The sequence below is a fragment of the Herminiimonas arsenitoxidans genome, assembly GCF_900130075.1.
In the GTDB taxonomy this organism is placed as follows: Bacteria; Pseudomonadota; Gammaproteobacteria; order Burkholderiales; family Burkholderiaceae_D; genus Oxalicibacterium; species Oxalicibacterium arsenitoxidans.
Map to the genome: position 1 here is coordinate 2,108,073 of NZ_LT671418.1, position 21,760 is coordinate 2,129,832.

General features: G+C 51.8%; 18 protein-coding genes. 9 read left to right on the plus strand and 9 right to left on the minus strand.

Translation table 11 applies throughout. The annotated features are described in order from the left end of the window. The first annotated feature begins 63 nt into the window (after nucleotides 1–63). Entirely contained in the window at nucleotides 64–504 is a 441-nt protein-coding gene (locus tag BQ6873_RS09925) for an OsmC family protein (RefSeq protein ID WP_076594056.1), read from the plus strand. A gap of 98 nt (nucleotides 505–602) precedes the next feature. On the opposite strand, the gene coq7 is transcribed toward BQ6873_RS09925, so the two are convergent. Next, nucleotides 603–1,229 (minus strand): 2-polyprenyl-3-methyl-6-methoxy-1,4-benzoquinone monooxygenase, encoded by a 627-nt coding sequence (gene coq7 / locus BQ6873_RS09930; RefSeq protein ID WP_076592507.1) that lies wholly within the window; start codon nucleotides 1,227–1,229, stop codon nucleotides 603–605. 281 nt (nucleotides 1,230–1,510) lie between these two features. Between coq7 and BQ6873_RS09935 the strand changes: the two genes are divergently transcribed. From BQ6873_RS09935 to BQ6873_RS09965, 7 genes are all read left to right on the plus strand, one after another. Beyond that, nucleotides 1,511–2,671: a porin gene (locus BQ6873_RS09935; protein WP_231949315.1), complete on the plus strand. Its 1,161-nt coding sequence runs from the start codon at nucleotides 1,511–1,513 to the stop codon at nucleotides 2,669–2,671. 368 nt (nucleotides 2,672–3,039) lie between these two features. Further along, entirely contained in the window at nucleotides 3,040–4,131 is a 1,092-nt protein-coding gene (locus BQ6873_RS09940; protein ID WP_076592509.1) for a porin, read from the plus strand. Nucleotides 4,132–4,321: 190 nt separating this feature from the next. Beyond that, nucleotides 4,322–5,062 carry a response regulator transcription factor gene (locus BQ6873_RS09945; protein ID WP_076592510.1) on the plus strand — a complete coding sequence of 247 codons (741 nt, stop codon included), beginning with the start codon at nucleotides 4,322–4,324 and terminating at the stop codon, nucleotides 5,060–5,062. Next, on the plus strand, nucleotides 5,059–6,423 hold the full coding sequence (locus BQ6873_RS09950; protein ID WP_231949316.1) for a sensor histidine kinase: 1,365 nt from the start codon (nucleotides 5,059–5,061) through the stop codon (nucleotides 6,421–6,423). The genes BQ6873_RS09945 and BQ6873_RS09950 overlap by 4 nt, the downstream gene beginning before the upstream one ends. A gap of 178 nt (nucleotides 6,424–6,601) precedes the next feature. After that, nucleotides 6,602–7,780: an efflux RND transporter periplasmic adaptor subunit gene (locus tag BQ6873_RS09955; protein WP_076592511.1), complete on the plus strand. Its 1,179-nt coding sequence runs from the start codon at nucleotides 6,602–6,604 to the stop codon at nucleotides 7,778–7,780. Next, complete coding sequence (locus BQ6873_RS09960; protein ID WP_076592512.1) at nucleotides 7,773–10,928, plus strand: efflux RND transporter permease subunit; 3,156 nt, start codon at nucleotides 7,773–7,775, stop codon at nucleotides 10,926–10,928. The genes BQ6873_RS09955 and BQ6873_RS09960 overlap by 8 nt, the downstream gene beginning before the upstream one ends. A gap of 5 nt (nucleotides 10,929–10,933) precedes the next feature. Beyond that, a complete protein-coding gene (locus BQ6873_RS09965; protein WP_083664435.1) occupies nucleotides 10,934–12,559 on the plus strand; it encodes an efflux transporter outer membrane subunit in 1,626 nt (541 codons plus the stop codon). A gap of 63 nt (nucleotides 12,560–12,622) precedes the next feature. Here BQ6873_RS09965 and BQ6873_RS09970 read toward each other — a convergent pair whose 3' ends face one another. The 8 genes from BQ6873_RS09970 to BQ6873_RS10005 all read right to left on the minus strand — a co-directional run bounded on the left by BQ6873_RS09970 (nucleotide 12,623) and on the right by BQ6873_RS10005 (nucleotide 21,246). Then, a complete protein-coding gene (locus tag BQ6873_RS09970) occupies nucleotides 12,623–13,417 on the minus strand; it encodes a DUF3025 domain-containing protein (RefSeq protein WP_076592514.1) in 795 nt (264 codons plus the stop codon). Between the two features lie 71 nt (nucleotides 13,418–13,488). Continuing rightward, entirely contained in the window at nucleotides 13,489–14,547 is a 1,059-nt protein-coding gene (pyrC, locus tag BQ6873_RS09975; RefSeq protein ID WP_076592515.1) for a dihydroorotase, read from the minus strand. Nucleotides 14,548–14,648: 101 nt separating this feature from the next. Further along, nucleotides 14,649–15,374, minus strand: a complete 726-nt coding sequence (locus BQ6873_RS09980; RefSeq protein ID WP_076592516.1) for an amino acid ABC transporter ATP-binding protein — start codon at nucleotides 15,372–15,374, stop codon at nucleotides 14,649–14,651. Between the two features lie 10 nt (nucleotides 15,375–15,384). After that, nucleotides 15,385–16,071, minus strand: a complete 687-nt coding sequence (locus BQ6873_RS09985; protein ID WP_076592517.1) for an amino acid ABC transporter permease — start codon at nucleotides 16,069–16,071, stop codon at nucleotides 15,385–15,387. Next, a complete protein-coding gene (locus BQ6873_RS09990) occupies nucleotides 16,064–16,795 on the minus strand; it encodes an amino acid ABC transporter permease (RefSeq protein ID WP_076592518.1) in 732 nt (243 codons plus the stop codon). Before BQ6873_RS09990 ends, BQ6873_RS09985 begins: the two co-directional genes overlap by 8 nt. 44 nt (nucleotides 16,796–16,839) lie before the next feature. Continuing rightward, complete coding sequence (locus tag BQ6873_RS09995) at nucleotides 16,840–17,742, minus strand: amino acid ABC transporter substrate-binding protein (RefSeq protein ID WP_076592519.1); 903 nt, start codon at nucleotides 17,740–17,742, stop codon at nucleotides 16,840–16,842. Between the two features lie 116 nt (nucleotides 17,743–17,858). Beyond that, complete coding sequence (locus BQ6873_RS10000; protein WP_076592520.1) at nucleotides 17,859–19,145, minus strand: Glu/Leu/Phe/Val family dehydrogenase; 1,287 nt, start codon at nucleotides 19,143–19,145, stop codon at nucleotides 17,859–17,861. Nucleotides 19,146–19,362: 217 nt separating this feature from the next. Further along, nucleotides 19,363–21,246, minus strand: a complete 1,884-nt coding sequence (locus BQ6873_RS10005; RefSeq protein ID WP_076592521.1) for an ABCB family ABC transporter ATP-binding protein/permease — start codon at nucleotides 21,244–21,246, stop codon at nucleotides 19,363–19,365. 78 nt (nucleotides 21,247–21,324) lie between these two features. Here BQ6873_RS10005 and BQ6873_RS10010 point away from each other — a divergent pair, with 78 nt between their 5' ends. Beyond that, entirely contained in the window at nucleotides 21,325–21,741 is a 417-nt protein-coding gene (locus tag BQ6873_RS10010) for an acyl-CoA thioesterase (protein WP_076592522.1), read from the plus strand. Nucleotides 21,742–21,760 lie beyond the last annotated feature (19 nt).

Genomic DNA, 21,760 nt, shown 5'->3' on the forward strand with positions numbered 1-21,760 from the left:
TATTCAATCAGTCGCGAGCAGTTACAATGTCTCAAAATCAACCTGCAACTTTACGAGAACACCATGGAATGCACAGTACGCTGGACCGGCTTGTCCGGCATGACTTTTTTAGCTGAAACCGGCTCCGGCCATGTAGTCGCGATGGATGGCGCACCTGAAGGTGGCGGCCGCAATCTGGCGCCGCGCCCGATGGAAGTTGTCTTGCTGGGCACCGGCGGCTGCACTGCTTATGACGTGGTCGTCATTCTGCGCAAGAGCGGCCAAGATGTGCGCGGCTGCGAAGTCACACTCAAATCGGAACGTGCCGAAACCGATCCTAAAGTGTTTACCAAAGTGCATTTCCACTTCACCGTCACGGGCCGTAATCTGAAGGCCAACGTGGTGGAACGTGCCATCAAGTTGTCACACGACAAATACTGCTCAGCGTCCATCATGATGGAAAAGACTGCAGAAATTACGCACTCTTTCGAGATCGTGGACGACACAGCGCCTGTAGCTGCCTAACTTTGACGTCGCTTCGATAAAGCCGCAGGAAGAGAGCCATTCTCTTCCTGCGTAGCCCTACGATCACGACCAACATCAAACCCAACTATATATAAGACTTACAGATAATAAGCCGTGCTCGTCATGACCTTGGACATGGCTTGCATGCCCTTCTGCGCCAAAGGCGACACTATTTGCGCCCCCAAGGCTTGCGCCGCCGCACCATGCGCCGCCTCATCTGCACTCATCTGCGCGACGATAGCCAGCGATTTGGCATCCTGTGGCGGCAAGCTATCCAGATGCTGATTAAGATGCGCCTCGACCTGGCGCTCGGTTTCCACGACAAATCCAAGACTCCGCGCGTCACCCAGCGTCGCCGCAACCGCACCCAAGGCATAAGCGCCGGCATACCACAGGGGATTCAATAAACTAGGACGAGATCCCAGCTCCCGCAATCTCTCTGCCGTCCACGCAAGATGGTCTTCTTCCTCACGACCAGCCAGCAGGAATTGCTGCTTGATGGCCTCGCTACGCGCGAATTGCGCCTGCGCCTGATACAAGGCTTGTGCGCACACCTCGCCCACATGATTCACCCGCATCAAACCAGCACTATGGCGCCGCTTCGCACTATCCAACTCACCTTCAGCAACCTTCGCCGCAGGATTTGGCCGCTCGGCGACCGACACACCACTCATCACGCGTAAAGCGCTATCAAAATGCTGAATCAAGCGATCAGAAAAAACCATATCGTTTGTAACCTATCCAAAAACTCAAAAATGTTGCAGGCGAACGACACGCCAGAACGAGGGAAATGTGTCATTTGTAAAATATTAACGTATATCAAAAAGATATAGCCCGGAATTAGCTTAGCCTAGCCGCAATCAAGCTTAATGAGACGTCAATTTCCATTATTCGCAATAAAAAACAAGCACTTATCAAAGTGCGAGCAAGCCATACAAAACAAAATTTGATTGCGTGACCTTATCCCAGCCCACGCAACATAACATTCTAGAAACCCACTGAATCAATGAAGACCCTGCATTTCGCACTTGCTCTTACCAGTAGTTTCGCCAGCCTTGCCTACGCAGAACCAAGCATGACGATTTACGGCACTTTCAAGGAAACGCCTGACGAGACCGACAGCGAACAGCCGCGCAAAACGCCTTTCAACGCCCCATATCAATCAACGGTCAACATATACGGCACGATCGATGCAGGCATACGTAATGTTACCAACACCACAAAGAACGGTGGCGGCACTTTGAAGATGGGTTCGAATGGCGAGTATTACAACAATCGCATCGGGATTAAAGGCCGGGAAGATCTGGGCGGCGGCATGGATGTTCATTATCACTTCGAAACGGGCTTCAACACCGGCACCGGCGCGCTTGATAATAAGGACAATCGTTTCTTCAACCGCATTTCATCCATGGGACTAGCCGGACCGTTTGGCTCCATAGACTTTGGCCGCCAACCATCGGTTGCCTGCAAAGTTGTTTATTTGTACGAGCCCTTCCAGTATCGCTACGTTCAGATTATTCCGCTGGCGGGTGCGGTCGCGGGCAATATGGACGGTAGCATCACTAGACCATTTGGCACAGTAGATGGCCCTCGCTTTAGTAACGGCGTCCAGTATTTCGGCAAATTCGGCGGTTTTACAGCTAGCGCAGAGTACGTAATGGGTGAAGTGGCCGGCAGCAGCAATAACGCAGCAGCCAAAGCGATGGGCCTAGCCTATACAACTGGCGCTTTCACAGTCGGAGGTGCCTACACCCTGCAAAAACCGAATATCGCCTCCGGCAATACACCTGATTACCGAGACCAAGATCAGCTCACCTTCGGCGCGGCCTATAAAGACGGAGCGCTACGCATTGCCGGCGGTTATCTAGAAACAACAACCAAAGCAGCCGTCACCAATCAAGCGAAAAACACCTGGCTAGGCGCGAACTACGATTTCACCTCCATCATCAGCCTCACCGCCGGTTACTACAGAACCACGCTGGAAGCCGCAAGCAACGAAATCGCCAGACGCAATCTGCTGATCATCGGCGCAACTTATGCTTTATCCAAACACACCAACATCTACACCGGATTCGATAAAGCGTCGTTGAGAGGCATTGCTTCTTTAACAGCAAATAAGAAAACGCTGCAGACCGGCATTTCCATCGGTATCAATCACATGTTTTAAGATACGCACATCTGTAGAGATCAATTTAGCAATGATATTCACGGATATAACCATCTGCACAAGATCGATATCTCAATCGATCACAGTCCAACAGATAAATTGCAAAATAGATAACTTTGCATGCATCAAGACAAATCACCCTCGCCTCATTTTGGGATTCAAGCGCACCGCTTTGTTGCGAAAAAACGTCACTTAAGCCATTTCACCCATGCGCTTTTGATATTTTGGTTGTCACTGCCAGCGTATTTTGTTTCAATCAATCGTCGTCTTGCCATCTGAACTAGGCAAGACAGGCAGCTCCGCAGGACTTCATGTACCACTTGCCTAGCGAGTGTGTATATTTACAACAACATTTGAGGAACATTTAAATGAAAAAATCGCTTCTGGCATTAGCCGTTTTGGGCGCGTTTGCAGGTGCTGCATCGGCACAATCGTCCGTTACCGTCTACGGTATCGTTGACTTGGGATTCAGCAGCACCGACACCGGCGCAACAGGTAACTCCCGCGTCAATGGCATCAACTCCGGCGGCCAATCGGCTAGCCGTATCGGTTTCAAAGGCACAGAAGATCTGGGCAATGGCTTGAAAGCATTGTTCCAATTAGAATCCACAATCGCAGCTGACACTGGCGCAGCATTTGCAGCTGGCACAGGTAACTCGGGTGGTTTTAACCGTTTCGCAACTGTTGGTCTGCAAAGCGCATCGTTTGGTACCGTTCTGTTGGGTCGTCAAACTTCCGTAATCAAAGATGCATACGACCAAATCGATCCGTTCGGTGATGGCGGCGGTATTGCTCCAATCAGCGCTATTTTCTTCAATGGCGCGCTGTCTGGCGATCTGGGCCGTATTTCGAACTCGGTTAAATACACATCGAATTCGTATGCCGGCTTCAAAGCAAACACAGCATATTCGTTCGGCGAAAACGTTGGTTCGACCAGCGCTAACAGCTCTTTCGGCCTCGGCTTGGGCTACGCAAATGGTCCATTGAACGTTCAGTACGCATACCACAATGCTGACGCGACAGGCACCGGCATCGCCGCACCTGGCAACGGCGCACCTGCTCTGCAACCAATCAGCAAAACCAAAATCAATTTGCTGGGCGCAACTTACGACTTCGGCGTAGTTAAACTGCACGGCGCATTTGCAGACACTAAAGTTGATTCGGCAACTGTTGGCGCAACTGATGCAAAATACCGCAACTACTTGCTGGGCGTAAGCGCACCAGTTGGTCCAGGCACCATTTTCGCGTCGTATTCGGTCAACGACACAAGAACAGCTGGCGCAACCAATGCTGACACCAAGAAATTCGCTATTTCGTACTCGTACGATCTGTCGAAGCGTACCAACCTGTACACTGGTTACTCGAAAACATCGAACGATGCTAACGTCAAACTGGGTACATCAGCAGCTAACGGCAGCGATCCATCGGCATTCAACGTCGGTATCCGTCACAAGTTCTAATTCCCGGCAGGCCTAGCCTGCTTGGTTTGAACTGTACGAAAGAAAAAGGCACCTTCGGGTGCCTTTTTTATTGCCTTCTCGCTATTCAAACAACTCACATCATTCTGACCGGCGCAACAATTCGGTCTATCCATCGTAGAATCCAGTCTACGAAGAGCAATCCAATCAAAACACCATGCCCGGAGACCAGATGCACCGCTGTCTGATTATTGAAGACGATACGCATAACGCGCGCTACATCGCCAAAGGCTTGAAAGAGATAGGCTACGATGCCACCGTCTGTTCAGATGGCGCCGATGGTATCGCACGCGCAGTTAACGAGCACTGGGACGTCATCATTCTGGATCGCATCTTGCCGCAAGGCGTTGATGGCCTTTCCATTCTGGCGAAAATACGCGAAATGGGAAAACGCACTCCTGTGCTTATCTTGAGCGCTCTGTCGGCGATCGATGAGCGCGTACGTGGCTTACAGGCAGGTTGTAACGATTATCTAACCAAACCCTTTGCCTTCTCCGAACTTGCCGCACGCGTCGAAGCCCTGGTCCGATGGACGCAGCCGGGCGACGTCATACGTGAACTTCGCATGGCAGATCTGAAAGTGAATCTACTGAGTCGCAGCGTAGAGCGCAGCGGAAAGCCGCTCACCTTGCAGCCACGTGAATTTCGTTTGCTGGTTTACATGATGACGCACGAAGGCCAAGTCATGACTCGCACTATGTTGCTGGAGGCGGTATGGAATTATCAATTCGATCCGCAAACCAATGTGATTGACGCCCACATCAGCCGTCTACGCAACAAGATCGATAAAGGATTTGCCGTACCGTTGATCCACACGCGCCGCAATCTTGGTTACATCATGTCGGCCAATCCGCAAGTGGAGCACGTCGACGATACTGCTATACAGAAAAACATCTCGAAATCGACCTCATGAAAATAAACAGCTTCAAGCTGTGGGGCTCTGTCGCCTTTCGCATGGCGTTTAACTATAGCGCGCTGCTGGTGCTCTCCATGCTGGTGTTGCTTGCCATTTTCTACACACAGACCGTCAATGTGCTGCAAAGCCGTATCGACCGTCACATTGCCTCCAACTCTCACCGTTTGGAAAATACTTTTTCCGAGCATGGTGAAGCGGCTCTGGCGCAGCAAATCAAGGATATTTTGCGGGATGGCGTCTATTCGGATACAGAAATTTACCTGCTGGTTAATCCGTATGGCGAAAAGGTCATCGGCAACATTCCTGCCATCCCGCATAAATACAAAAATAAGGAAGGCATGGTAGAGGCACGTATCATGCGTAACGGCCACGAAGCCATCGGCCGCATGTACATACAACGCCTCTCGGACGACAGCAAGCTGGTCGTCGGCAGTGATATCAATCAACAACTGGAAATCGAACGGCTATTTGATCGCGCCAGCCTGATCGCAGGCTTGATCGGCTTGCTGATGTCCATCGTTGGTGCCTTGCTATTCCGTCGCGAACTTAGGCGGCGCGTGAGCGGGATACAGCAGATTGTGACGCACATTGAAGCGGGCGATCTGAGCCAACGTATTCCCATTTTTCAGCAGGAAGATGAATTTTCTCGCCTCAGCCGCGATATCAACAGCATGTTGGATCAACAACAACGCCTGATGGATGGTGTACGTCACATCTCCAACACCATTGCACACAATTTGCGTACACCGATGACCCGCATCCTGCTGCGCCTGCGGAAAAGCGAGCGTGAGGGCGCGCAGGCGCGCGATGAGGCATTGCAGTTCGCCTTGCAGGAAATTGAAGAATTGAGCGTAATGTTCGATAAGTTGTTGAACCTCGCCGAAGTCGAATCGGGTACGCGACGCCAGATTTTTACGCCAGTTTCACTGAACGAGGTCGTGGCTGATGTGCTGGAATTTTATGAGCCAGTCGCCGAAGAAAAATCCATACATTTATCGGCCATTTTTGATGCCGAACCGATAACCAATGGAGACCGCGACCTGCTTGCCAGTGCAATCGCCAATCTGGTCGACAATGCACTGAAATACGCAGGCGAAGCCGCGATTGTGGAAGTACGAACAGCACAAGACGCACATGGTACCTCTATCACCGTACGCGACAATGGCATAGGCATCCCGGCAGCCGAGTTATCACGTATAGGCACTCATTTTTACCGCTTGGATCGTAGCCGTCCTGGCTATGGCTTGGGCTTGGCCAGCGTTCTGGCAATTGCGCGCCTGCATGGTGGAAATCTTGAATTTTCTGACGCATCACCAGGACTCATTGTCCGTATGACACTAGCGCCCCACCCTGCGTAACAAACCCCGATTCTCTGGAAATGGCGGATGTATCCGCCCTCCAACACGTTACCAAATGGTAATACCGCTTTTCTGACACTCCCGTAAGATTCACTGCATATACGCTGCGTCTTTCTGCCTACAAAAAACAGAGAGAACAAAAGACCGTGTACACACGCGAATCAAAGGATGAAGAGACATGCAACAGTTTAGAAGAATAACGATAGCGGCAGCATTGGGAGCAGGTTTAGTTGTAGGCATGGCGGGTTGCGACAGCAAGGACAAAGAACTGCCAGCACCGGAAGTACAAGAAGCCAAGGCAGCAGTGTCCGCCATCAAGAATGGAAGCGACACTTTGCGCTATTCAAGCACTGCACCACAATTGGTCATGCTGCAATCGCAAAGCATTCCAGCGTCACCGGTACCCTTAACTGATCAATTAAGTGCGCATCTCGTCTACGACGATGACGTCACCGCGCGTATCGGTGTCAGCATTTCCGGACGTATCGTCGCGCTGAAAGCAGCACCGGGCGATGTCGTCAAAGCTGGCCAAGTACTTGCAGAAATCGACTCTCCCGATGTCGGTACCGTCTACGCTGATATCAGCAAGGCACGCGCCGATGAAGAACACAAACATACCGTTCTCGAACGCGCCAAGGATTTGGCACAAGGCGAAGCCATTGCACTCAAAGATCTGGAAAGTGCACAAGCAGACTATACGCAGGCAAAAGCAGAAACAGCACGTGCCGAATTGCGCCTGAAGAATCTGAATCCAAACGGACTCGCCATACGCGGCCAACGCATCAGCCTCGTTAGCCCAATGAACGGCGTTGTTACAGAACGTACCGCGACACCAGCTTTGGAAGTCAGCCCGGGAATGTCCTCTCCATTATTTGTTGTCACAGATCCCAAACGTCTATGGTTGATGATAGATCTGCCGGAAAAATTACTAGGTCGCATCAAACTGGGCAGCACCGTTTCTGTCGAGAGCGATGCTTATCCTAACGAACGTTTCAACGCGAAGATCGTGCAGCTTAGCCAAGCCGTTGATCCAAATACACGCCGCGCCACAGTACGCGCCCGCCTGGATAATCCTGGAGCAAAACTGTTGCCGGAAATGTTCGTACGCGCCTCCGTACTGCAAGACAGCGGTAGCGGCGTGCCTGTACCGAATAACGCCATCGTCACTCGCGGCATCTATACCTTTGTCTTTGTACAGACGGCGCCCGGAGAGTTTCAGCGACGCAAGGTCAAGTTACTGACCCAAGGTAGCGATATCAGCTACGTCGGCGAAGGGCTTCAAGGAGCAGAACGTATCGTCGTCAAAGGCGCGTTATTGCTGGATGCAGAAATGAGCGCGAGCGATAGTCATGATTGATCGACTCATCGTCTTCGCGATGACGCAGCGAATGTTTGTCTTTGTACTGGTTGGCGCATTAATCGGTTTTGGTGGTTATGCATTATCGAACTTGCCGATCGAAGCTTTCCCCGATGTACAAGACGTGCAAGTACGCGTCATCTCGCAATTGCCCGGACAAGCACCGGAAGATATGGAGCGCTCTGTCACCTTGCCGATCGAACGCGAGATGGCTGGCATTCCACGACTCACTAACGTGCGCTCGGTCACCATGACTGGCTTGTCTATCGTTACCCTCACTTTTGCCGAGGACACAGACAATTATTTCGCGCGCCAGCAAGTGACGGAAAAACTGGCGACAGTAACGTTGCCAACAGGTGTACAGCCGGAACTTGCGCCGCTATCGACCGCCGTTGGTGAGGTATATCGCTACACCATTGAAGCCCCCGGACTATCCGACACCGAAATCCGCACGCTGCAAGATTGGACTATCCGTCCGGTTCTACGCATGACGCCAGGTGTTGCCGACGTCGTCAGCTTCGGCGGTGCAATCAAGGAATATCAGATCGAGGTTGATCCGCTCGCACTACGCAAGTATCAAATCACGCTGGATCAGCTCAGTCAGGCCGTCAACAATGGCAGCGGCAGTGCTGGTGGCGGCTTGCTGCGTCAAGGTGATGCATCACTGGTTGTGCGTTCCGCAGGTTTGTTCAACAGTACCGAAGATATACGCAAGGTAGTCGTCGCAGCACGCCAAGGGCGAGCAATCACTGTAGGTGACATTGCAACGGTACGCGAAGGTGAACGCCCACGCTTCGGTATCGTCGCAGCAGATCACCGCGACAGCATCGTCGAAGGCATTGTCTCGATGACCAAGGGCGGCAATCCATCCAAGATCAATGCCGAGTTAAAACAGCGCATCGAACAACTGCAGCCTAGGCTGCCAGCAGGCGCGAAGATCATTCCGATCTATGACCGTACCGAACTCGTACGTCACACTGTCACCACCGTGGCAGAAAATTTGATTATCGGTGCCTTGCTGGTCATCGCCGTGTTGGTCATATTTCTTTCCAGTTGGGTTGCGGCGCTGATCGTTGCTACTGTCATTCCGCTATCACTACTGTTCGCCTTCATCCTGATGAACGCACGTGGCGTCTCCGCCAATTTGATTTCTCTTGGCGCAGTCGACTTCGGCATCATCATCGATAGCGCAGTTGTGATCGTCGAAGCCTTGATGGTACGTCTGGCCGTCAAGTCCGTGCATGATGCAAACCCGATTGATGCTCGCTCGCATCGCTTGAGCATTCTGTACCGCACGATGAAGGATATGTCGCATCCGGTTCTGTTCGCCAAGGCCATCATCATTCTGGCGTTCGTTCCTATCTTTACCTTCCAGCGCGTGGAAGGAAAGATCTTCACTCCGGTAGCACTGACACTCACGTTCGCACTACTCGGCGCGGTATTGCTGACATTTACGCTGGTGCCGACCTTGCTGTCGTATGTGCTGCAACGACGCACTCTGGCCGAGAAACATAAGCCTTGGCTGGATTGGCTGCAACAACGCTATCAGCGTGCGCTGGAATACACGATGACGCATGCGAAGAAGACACTATGGATTTCTGCCATTCCTGTCGTCGTTGCATTCCTGCTTGCTCCGCGCCTCGGCAGTGAATTCATGCCCAAGCTGGACGAAGGCAATATCTGGTTGACCATCACGCTGCCCACTTCTGCTTCGCTAGAAACCACCAAGGATGTTGAGCGTTTGGTACGCGCCAAACTCATCGCTTATCCCGAGGTCGCGCACATCATCACGCAAGCTGGCCGCCCTGACGATGGCTCCGACCCCAAGGGGCCGAACAATCTGGAAAGCCTGGTCGACCTCAAACCACGCAAGACATGGCGCTTCGCCGACAAGGATGCTCTGGTTGCGAATATGTCCGCAAATCTGGCGTCGATTCCCGGCATCACGACCAATTTCTCACAAGTTATTCAAGACAACGTAGAAGAATCGCTGTCAGGATTCCGTGGTGAAATTGTTGCCAAGATCAGCGGTAACAATCTCGACATACTGGAAAATAAAGCATCACAAGTTGTCGATGTCGTCCAAGGCATACGCGGCGCAACTGACGTTGAAGCCACACGCATAGGTGGACAAACTGAAGTCGTCGTCACACCAGATCGCATGCGTCTGGCGCGCTACGGCATCACGGTTGGCGACGTCAACACGCTGGTAACACAAGCGATGTCCGGCGTGGCTGTCACCAGTTTCTTCCAGGAAGACAAACGCTTCGATGTCGTCGTACGTATAGGCGAAAAGAACCGTAACAGCGTTGATGCAATCGGTAATCTGCAACTCGCGATACCCGGTTCGCAAGTCGGCAATGGCCCCGGCACTATCGCCCTCAGCGACGTCGCCACTATCGAAGTTAAACAAGGTGCTTCGCGCATCTTGCGTGAAGCTGGCTCGCGTAGTGTCATCGTGAAGATGAATCTGCTGGGTCGCGACCAAGGTAGCTTCGTCGAGGAAGCACAGCGCGCCGTAGCAGAACAAGTGAAACTGCCACCAGGCTACGACTTGACTTGGGGTGGCCAATTCGAAAACTCACAACGTGCGGCCAAACGTTTGATGGTGATCATCCCATTGACCGTGTTGCTGATCTTCTCTCTGTTATTCTGGGCCTTCCGCTCCATGCGTCTGGCAAGTCTGGTACTCGGCATGGTGCCGTTCACACTGATCGGTGGCCTGGCTGCATTGGGTCTGTCTGATCTGCACTTGTCAGTATCTGCAGCTGTCGGCTTCATTGCGGTCGCGGGTATTTCTGTGCAGAACGGCGTCATCATGGTCGAGGAAGTCATACTGCGGGTACGCGAAGGTGCCGAGATCACACAAGCGATTGTGCAAGGCGCCGTGGTTCGTCTGCGACCGATTTTGATGACTGCACTAATGGCCGGTCTCGGCTTGTTACCAGCAGCGCTGTCGCGCGGCATAGGCAGCGAAACCCAACGTCCATTCGCCTGCGTGATTGTAGGTGGCGTCATCACTGGTACGATCTTTACGTTGCTGATATTGCCTGTCGCGATACGTTTGTTCGGAAACTTTTCCGAAACTGGCGATAGAAAAGATGACTATGCACCTGCCGGTCCAACACCTGCAGTGAGCAAGGAGTAAGCGACATGAAGAATCGAACATTTGAGCTAGCAATGCCGTCCATTTCGGCACGCCAAAAATCAGGTCATATGCAGCGCCGTATCGTCATCGCAGCAGCCATTAGTTTATTGGCCGGTTGCGCTGTCGGCCCCGACTACAGCAGACCTGAATTGACACCGTCAAAAGGTTTTTCGCCTAAGCCATTGCCATCAGCAACAACTGCCTCGCCTGTACCGGGAGGCAATTCGCAACATTTTGTTTTGTCGCAAGATATTCAGGCAGATTGGTGGACGCTGTTTCGCTCACCGCAATTAAACGCATTGGTTGAAAAAGCCTTCGCCGCCAATCCGACTATCGAGTCGGCTCAGGCTGCGCTACGTGTCGCACAAGAAAATGTTTATGCACAACGCGGCTTTTTCTTCCCGACAGTACAAGCCGGTTACTCGCCAGCACGGACCAAAATCGCTGGCAATTTAGGTGGCAATTCGCCTGGTCTGCAAGGCAATGGCACCAACATTAGCACGACCGAAAAGTCATCTTCTCCATTCGTCGGCCCCGTCATCTACAACTTCCACACGACGCAACTGACAGTGGGATATACACCTGACGTATTTGGTGGCAACCGCAGACAAGTAGAAAGTCTGGAAGCAGAAGCGAAGTATCAGAAGCTTCAGCTCGAAGCCGCATACATCACTCTGGCGTCCAACGTCACAGCTGCCGCCATTCAAGAAGCCTTGCTGCGTGAACAAATTGCAATTCTCAATCGCATCATAGAATCCAATACACAATCAGTGGAATTGGTGCAGCGACAATTGAAGGCTGGATACGCATCACGACTCGATCTCTCCATGCAGCAAACCACATTGCAGCAAGCGAAAGAGCAATTGCCGCCTTTGCAGAAGCAGTTTGAACAAACCCGCAATCTGCTGCGTGCACTTGCAGGTGGCATGCAGGATAGCGATTTGCCTGAGTCCTTCGATCTCGCTTCATTGCAATTGCCGGAAAATCTGCCTTTGAGTCTGCCATCGCAAGTAATTGAGCAGCGCCCTGATGTGCGCGCTGCGGAAGAACAATTGCGTGCAGCCAGCGCCCAGATCGGTGTTGCACTCGCCAATCGCTTGCCGCAGTTTTCTATCGATGGGACTTGGGGTGGTGCTGCCAATCAGTTCAGCCAAATGTTCTGGAGCTCTGGGCGTTTCTTTGAGTTAGCGGCCAACCTTTCCATGCCATTGTTCGATGGTGGCGTACTGCGTCATCGTCAACGTGCGGCAGAAGAGTCATACAAGCAAGCTGCTGCACAATACAAGGAAACCGTCATCACTTCGTTCCAGAATGTGGCCGATACCTTGCATGCGATTCATGCCGATGCCGAATCATTCAAGCTCGCAGCAGATGTCGCAGATACGACGAAAACCACATTGGATCTGACTCAAAGGCAACATGCGCGCGGCTACGTCGACCGCCTTACATTGATCACGGCAGAACAGGGATACCGGCAAGCAGCCCTGAACGTTGCACAAGCACGTGCCACGCGTTTGGGAGATACCGCTGCGCTGTTCCAGGCTTTGGGTGGCGGATGGTGGAATCGTGCCGACAAGGAAAAGAAGGCGGAGACAGAGCCTGCTATTGCCGCAAGTACGTCGAGTAATTAAGTCATGAAGTAATAAGGAATGCCATGCATGGCATGGTTTTCCGACCGAAGCAAAAAGTAATAATTACATTCTGCGCTTCGGTCGGAAAACAGTTTTATCACCATAAAATTCTGCATCCTGTTCAGGCCACCAACCCGGCACACCCAACACAGGCAATGGTGAGAAATCAGCTGTACTCAAACCATTCACCAGCTGCAAAGCCACCGTCGTATCGACCCAACGACACTGCTCTTCCAGCGCAAGATCAGATGCAGGACACTCCAGCGCCACTATCCACGCATGCCCCGTAATTGCCTTGTACGGCGCCACCAGTTTTTCCATCAAGGCATGACCAAATAAAAACACTGCGCACTCTTGCAGGAAATCTGCGCGCCGCGTGAGGAACACATCCCCCCATTCATGCGCGCGTAAGGCGCGTACCAGATCGTGATTCGATGTAATTAACAGTGCAGCATTCTCATCAAATATCGTGGCCGCATCACGCAACTTGCCACGTGGTGCAATCGCCTGCTCTGCCGCCGAGCGCTCAATTTCTCGCGCTTGCAAGGCATTCAATTGAATTTTTATTTGTGGGAAAGTCAGCCAGACCAAGGCATTGAAAAAATCGTGCAGATTGTCGCGTGTAGGGACATTGCCGGTATTGCTGATGAAGGTTTCATACGCGGTATCAGGCGGCAAATCGGCTTGCGGCACAAAACGAATCGGCAACTCGCGATGATTGTGCAAACCCATGCCGGATGCGCGCCGATTCAACTCCTGACGCCAATCACTGGCTTCTGCGATAGACATACCGGCAGTACGTACGCAGGCCAGCCAGGGGCGCGACCAATCGATGCTATCCAGAAATGATGGCTTCATCGATTAATCGCTGTGCAGAAATTCAAAGTTGAATCGCAATACTTGAAACGGCTTGTGATTCAGACAATTTGTCAGACGAACTTCCAGCCTATCGTCTCGCCGCCATTCAAAGGCACCAACGTTGCATTGCCCAGCGGGAGTTCAGTCGGCACTTGCCATTCTTCGCGTTGCAAAGTGATGGTGCCGGTATTGCGCGGCAGCTTGTAGAAGTCTGGGCCATTAAAGCTGGCAAACTGCTCTAGTTTGTCCAGCGCGTCGGCTTGATCGAATGCCTGCGTGTACAACTCCATCGCGTGCAGTGCGGTATAGCAACCCGCACAACCGCAAGCATGTTCCTTCAAGCCTTTAGCATGCGGTGCCGAATCGGTACCGAGGAAGAATTTATTGCTGCCGGAGATCGCTGCTGCGACCAAGGCTTGACGATGTATTTCACGCTTCAATACCGGCAAGCAGTAATAGTGTGGACGAATACCGCCCTTGAAGAGTTCGTTACGGTTGTACAGCAAGTGATGCGCGGTAATTGTTGCAGCGACATGACCGTCTGCTTCTGCCACGTACTGCGCGGCATCCTTGGTGGTGATGTGTTCGAACACCACCTTCAACTCAGGCATATCGCGACGCAATGGCTTCATCACGCGATCGATAAACACCGCTTCACGGTCAAAAATATCAATCTCTGGATCGGTAACTTCGCCATGCACCAAGAACGGCATACCAACCTTTTGCATCATTTCCAAAGTTTTATAGCATTTGGCCAAATCGCTGACACCGGCATCTGAATTGGTCGTTGCACCAGCTGGATACAACTTCACAGCATGTACGACACCACTCTCTTTTGCGCGCTGTATTTCTTCCGGTGGCGTATTGTTGGTCAGGTACAAGGTCATCAAGGGCTCGAACTGCATGCCGCTCGGCAAGGCTGCCAGAATGCGATCGCGATAAGCGACAGCTTGCGCAGTCGTGGTAACCGGCGGCTTGAGGTTGGGCATGACGATGGCGCGGGCAAATTGGCGCGCGGTATCAGGCAAGACGGAGGCGATCGTTGCGCCATCGCGCAAATGCAGATGCCAATCGTCAGGACGGGTAATGGTGATGCTGGAAGGGCGATTCGATGCAGATTTCGTAGTCATGGCGGCTCTTTCTGGAGATTGCCGCTATTTTACCCGTTCACCCAATAAAAAAGCCGCCTCGGCTTTTAAACGAGACGGCTGAGTAATGCCAAAAAGACAGGTCAATGAATAATCTTGGCCAAAAAGTCACGTGCACGATCCGAGCGCGTCGTGCCAAAAAATTCATCTTTTGTACAATCTTCAACTATCAAACCCTTGTCCATGAAGATCACGCGATTTGCCACTTTCTTCGCAAAGCCCATTTCATGCGTCACCACCATCATGGTCATGCCATCTTGCGCCAGGCCGACCATGACATCCAGCACTTCATTGATCATCTCTGGATCGAGCGCAGAAGTTGGTTCATCGAACAACATCGCAATCGGATCCATAGACAAGGCACGCGCAATCGCCACACGTTGTTGCTGACCACCAGACAACTGACCAGGGAATTTATCCTTCTGCGCGATTAGGCCGACGCGATCCAGATATTTCAAACCGCGTTCAGTCGCATCCGGCAAACTACGCTTCAATACTTTGACTTGTGCCAGTGTCAGGTTTTCACTAATCGATAGGTGCGGGAATAATTCAAAATTCTGGAACACCATACCGATGCGCGAACGCAAGCTGGATAAATTGGTCTTTGGATCGCCAACCGAAATACCATCTACGGTGATTTTTCCCTGCTGAAAAGGCTCCAGCCCGTTCACGGTTTTGATCAGTGTTGACTTACCGGAACCAGATGGGCCACACACCACAACCACATCACCCTTGGCGACTTGCGTCGTGCAATCGGTCAGCACTTGAAAAGCCCCGTACCACTTGTTCACGTTTTCCAATTCAATCATGTTCTTATCCTTATCGAATGATGGCAAACCGTTTTTGCAACTGTTTGACAGCCATCGACAGTGCGAAGCTCAGCACAAAATAAACGACGGCAACAAACAGATACATCTCAACTACGCGACTATCACGCTGCGCAACCTTGACTGATGCACCGACAAAGTCGGTCACATTCAGCAGCGATACCAGCGACACATCCTGGAACAGCACAATGGTTTGTGTCAGCAAGATCGGCAACATATTGCGGAAGGCTTGCGGCAACACGACCAGTTGCATCGATTGCCCATAAGTGAATCCCAGCGCGTAACCGGCGTTCACCTGTCCTTTGGAAATACTCTGTATCCCGGCGCGCATGATTTCGCAGAAGTAAGCGGCTTCAAACAAGATGAAGGTGATGTAAGCAGAACGATCCGCACCGAGCTGGACTGGTCGCTCCGATCCCGTGATCTTTTGCAAGATGATAGGCATCAGAAAATAGAACCAGAAGATCACCAACAGCAATGGAACCGAACGCATCAAATTCACATACGCAGCAGCAATCAGCGACAGCGTCTTGAAACGCGACAAGCGCGCCATCGCCAATACCGTGCCGAATATCACACCGCCGATTGTCGCCACCACCGTCAATTGCAAGGTGTACTGCAAACCCGTCAATAGATAAGGCCAGGTGCGCGTGATGATTTCAAAATCGAGATCACCCATGTTTACCTCCCGCGATATAACCCGGGATAGCAACACGCCGCTCGATCAAGGCCATCACGCGATTAGCCGTCATCGCGATAATCACGTAGATCAAGGTCGCAGCACCGAAGGCTTCGAAATAACGGAAAGTCATCTCGCCCATTTCACGTGTGCGGAAGAACAGTTCAACTAATCCGATCGAATACGCAACTGCAGTATTTTTGATCAGGTTCATCAACTCGGATGTCAGCGGCGGAATGATGATGCGATACGCCATCGGCAACAGTACGAAGCGATAGGTTTGCATGGTCGTCAAACCCAAGGCATAGCCCGCATAACGCTGACCACGCGGCAAGGCTTGAATGCCTGAACGCACTTGTTCTGCAATCCGCGATGATGTGAAGAAACCGAGACAGACAACCGCCGTGACGAATTGATGCTCGGTAGGGTCAAGCGTGATGACCCAGGCTTTCACCGCAGGCACCAAACCCGGCACGACGAAATACCAAACGAAGAATTGCACCAGCAAGGGAATATTGCGGAACAATTCAACGTAAGCACCGCCTAGACGTACCAGCCAGCGCTTCTCGCTGGTACGCGCCACGCCGACGATCGAGCCGACCACGAAGGCGAATATCCATGCAAAGAAAGCCACCGCCAGGGTCCACCATAGCCCCGACAACAAACTCTCTGCCCATGTGCCATCGCCATCAGGAACCTGCTCCAGAAATATGCTTAGATCCATCGCTGCTCCCTTAGATCAATGCAGACCGCAAGATCGTCATGCGCTTACACGCCTTTGTCGCTAGGATTTTTGAATGCATCCTGTATCGGCTGCGTCATCGGGAAATTCAAATTCATTCCTTTAGGCGGAATCGGGCTGGTAAACCATTTAGCGTAAATCTTGTTGATCTCGCCCGACTTCATGACTGCAACTATCGACTTATCAACCAAGGCTTTGAATTGCGGATCATCCTTGCGCAACATCATGCTGTACGGCTCTTCGCTCAAGGACTCTGGCAATATCTTGTAGTCGCCTGGACGTTTGGAGTTGGCAATTTGCCCAGCCAGCAAAACGTTATCCATGACAAAGGCAACCGCTCTGTCATCCGCCATCAGCAAGAAGGCTTCTGCATGATCTTTGCCGTAGATTTCTTTCACCTGGACGTTCTCGGTTTTCTTGTAACCCTTCAACAGCGGCACCGAGGTAGTACCCGAAGTAGTAGAGATCGTCTTGCCGTTGAGGTCGGCCAGCGTATTGATGTTGGAAGTCTTTTTCACCGCTGCCGTGACATTGATCACGAAGTAATTCGGACCGAAAGAAACCTGCTCCTGCCGCACTTTGGAATTGGTGGTCGAGCCACACTCCAGATCGATAGTGCCGTTGCGCAACAGTGGAATACGATTGCTGGACGTCACTGGTTGCATCACAACCTGGAGCTTAGGCAACTTCAAATCTGCTTTGACCGTATCGACTATCTTCATGCACAGATCAACTGCATAGCCTATCGGTTGTTGCTTGTCATCAAGAAATGAAAATGGAATCGACGACTCGCGATAGCCTATCGTGATGGAATTCGTTTCCTTGATTTTTTTCAGCGTCCCGGTCAATTCTTGTGCGTGCACTGCAGGCACTGCTGCTACCAAGGTTCCTGCACCGAGTGTGATTGCAAGTAAGGTCTTCAAATTCATGGTGTCCCCTCAAAACGTGTCGTCAATATTTTGAAACGTATCTGGCAAATTTCAGGCCAGCTCATTTTTATTCCTGCAAAGGCAAAAATCTAGTGCGTATTTTCAATGATTTCTATCTATGGATACAAGCCACGCATTTCACGCGCCTGTAATACGCGCGTACAGCCAACAATAAATGCCGCCGTACGCAGCGACACTTTCTTCTCTTCTGCCAAGGCCCACACGGCAGCAAATGCTTCACGCATGATACGCGTCAGACGTGAATTGATTTCATCTTCAGTCCAGAAGAAACTGGAAAAATCCTGTACCCATTCAAAGTAACTGACCGTCACACCGCCCGCATTGGCAATCACATCCGGCACGACCAATATACCTCTGTCGTGCAGGATATCATCGGCCTCTGGCGTGGTCGGACCATTCGCGCCTTCCAGCACGATGGAAGCCTTGATCTGATGCGCATTGCTTTCGTTGATTTGCTGTTCTAGTGCAGCCGGCACCAGAATGTCGCAATCCAGCGCCCAGAATTGGGCGGCATCCTGCAATTCATCCGCATCGGGAAAACCCGCTACGCTACCGTTTTTCGTAACATAGGCCTGCAATGCCACGATATCGAGGCCACTCGCACGCACCACGGTGGATGCATGATCTTGCACCGCCACGATCTTCGCACCAGCTTCAAAGAAAAGCCTGGCAGCAACACCACCGACATTACCCAGGCCTTGCACCGCAATTCGCGCCCCCTGTATATCCAGACCGCGCTTGGCCGCCACTTCGCAACCAACCACAAAGACTCCACGACCGGTTGCATCGTGCCGTCCCAGACTACCGCCCAATGAAATCGGCTTGCCGGTCACCACACCCGATGCGGTACTGCCCTGATTCATCGAATAGGTGTCCATCATCCATGCCATGATTTGCTCATTGGTGTTGACGTCTGGTGCTGGAATATCCTTGTTGGGGCCGATGATGATATTGATCTCGCTGGTGTAGCGCCGCGTCATGCGCTCCAACTCAGCTTTCGACAGTGTTTTAGGATCGACGCGTATGCCGCCTTTGGCACCGCCGTAAGGCACGTTCACCGCAGCGTTCTTGACGGTCATCCACGCAGATAAGGCCATCACTTCCGACAGCGTGACATCTTGATGAAAACGTACACCGCCCTTGCCGGGACCACGCGAAGTATTGTGCTGTACGCGATAACCTTCAAAATGCGCTACCGTGCCATTGTCACGTTCTATCGGCACGTCGACGATCAAGATGCGCTTGGGTCGCTTGAGCGTTTCCACCCAGCGCGCAAGCGAACCGAGATACGGCGTAACACGATCGATTTGTTCGAGATAGACACCCCATGCGCCTATGCCGGATGGAGTGAGGTAGGAAGGCAGTTCATGCTGGCTGGACATCGAGAATACGCTCCTGAAGTTTTAAAACCAGTGCCATCGACGATGACATCAAGAAAAACCCGGGTAATTCTGTGCAAGCTCATTCATGCGCAAGGCATACGGAACATCTTATGCCAATCGTTGATGAATTCGGGAAAAATTTCAATGTAGTCTGCTGGCTAGCTCTCTTCCTGTAGAGCATCATGGGCAGGCGAAGTTCCATGCGCCTGCCATTAACTTAATACAAATCGAAAGGCAGCTTGGGCGGCGCATTTTCTGCAGTATCTTCAGCGTCCTCTGGCAAAGGTGACGCCAGCTCGTCATCCTGCCGCACTTGCTGACGCATCCACATTTGCGCATAAGCGCCATCAGCTGCCAGCAACTGCATGTGCGAGCCACGTTCGACGATGCGACCACGATCCAATACCAATATCTGCTCTGCATCGGCTATTGTCGACAGGCGGTGCGCAATAATCAGTGTAGTCCGGTCTTTTGCAATTTCCTTGAGCTGCGCCTGTATCGCCTGCTCAGACTTGGAGTCCAGTGCCGATGTCGCTTCATCAAAAATCAAAATCGCAGGATGCTTCAGCAAGGTACGCGCAATCGCCACACGCTGCTTTTCACCACCAGACAATTTCAAGCCGCGCTCACCCACCATCGTGGCATAGCCGTCAGGCAAAGATTCAATGAAATCGTGAATGTAGGCAGACTTGGCGGCAGCAACAATCGCTTCCTTGCTTGCACCCGGTTTACCGTAGGCGATGTTGTATTCAATCGTGTCATTAAACAGCACCGTGTCCTGCGGCACGATACCTATCGCCTGACGCAAGGAGGCTTGTGTGACATCTCGCACATCCTGTCCATCGATCAGAATCGCGCCCTTGTTTACGTCATAAAAACGGAACAGCAAACGCGACAAGGTGGACTTGCCGGAACCACTATGCCCGACTACTGCAGTCGTGGTACCAGCGGCTATCGTGAAATCGACGTCGAACAAAATCTGCCGCTTCTCTTCATAGCTGAAATCGACATGTGAGAAACGCACTTCAGCACCATCAGTCACGAGCGCTTGCGTATCGGGCTTGTCGGCAATTTCACGATGTTGATCGAGCAATGCAAACAGGCGTTCCATATCAGCCAGACTCTGCTTGATCTCGCGATAAATCACACCGAGAAAATTCAATGGAATATACAACTGAATCATGAAGGCGTTCACCAGCACCAGATCACCCAAAGTCATCGTGCCATTGATCACACCTTGCGTTGCGCGCCACAGTATCAAAGTGACGGCTATCGCAATGATGCTCGATTGTCCGGTATTCAACAGCGACAAGGATGTTTGCGATTTGACGGCCGCTGTTTCGTAACGCTTCAAGCCTTCGTCGTAACGCTTGGCTTCGTAATCTTCATTACCGAAATATTTGACTGTCTCGTAATTGATCAGCGAATCGATGGCCTTGGTATTCGCCTTGGAATCGAGATCATTCATCGTGCGGCGGAAGTGCGTGCGCCATTCCGTCACCACGACGGTGAATGCAATATAACTAACCAGCGCCACACCAGTAATCACCGTGAACCAGATGTCGTAATGCAGTGCCAGATAACCGAGCACCAATGCGATTTCAATCAAGGTCGGCAAGATGCTGAACAGCGTGTAGGAAATCAGCGAGGAAATGCCTTTGGTACCGCGCTCGATATCACGCGTCATGCCGCCAGTCTGGCGATTCAAATGGAAGCGTAAAGACAAGGAATGCAGATGACGGAATACCTGTAACGCGATTGTGCGCACTGCGCGCTGCGTGACCTTGGCAAAAGTGTATTCGCGTAACTCGGTAAATAATGTGGTCGACAAACGCAAGGCACCGTACGCCACCAATATGCCAAGCGGCAGCACCAGCAAAGCTTGCGGGCTGCCCGGACTAATTGTCAGGCTATCAATCAAACGCTTCAACACCAACGGTACGCCTACGTTGGCAACCTTGGCTCCTATCAAAAATACCAAAGCGAGCGCGACTCGCCACTTGTATGTCCACAAGTAGGGGAACAATGTCTTGAGCGTGCTCCAGTCGCTACGATTGCTGGATGGTGGAGCTGGCTCGGATGAAGCGGAAGAACGGCGCATGGGGCAAGGTTTGGTCAGATGGTTTATGCTTCGGGTTCAGGATTGTAGCGGTTAAAGAAATTATCCACAGGAGACAACATGGCAAGTGAACACCACACCGATCTGCCCGCAGGCAAGATTCCACAAATGCGCGTCGTACCAATGCCGCAAGATGCCAATATGCACGGCGACGTATTCGGCGGCTGGATCATGGCACAGGTCGATTTGGCCGGGGCCGTCTGCGCAACACGCCGTGCCAATGGCCGCGTCGTGACCATCGCAGTGAATTCGTTTTTATTCAAACATCCGGTATTCGTCGGCGATCTGCTGTCCATCTATGCCGAGATCGTCAAAGTCGGCAATACCTCGATAACAGTGAATGTGGAATGTTATGCAGAACGCAATCGTCTGGATGTGGAAATCGTAAAAGTGACCGAAGCAACGCTCACCTATGTTGCGACAGACAGTAATCGCAAAGCGCGGCCATTACCACCGGCTATCGCACCGCATAAATAAACTCTTCTTCTTTTGATAG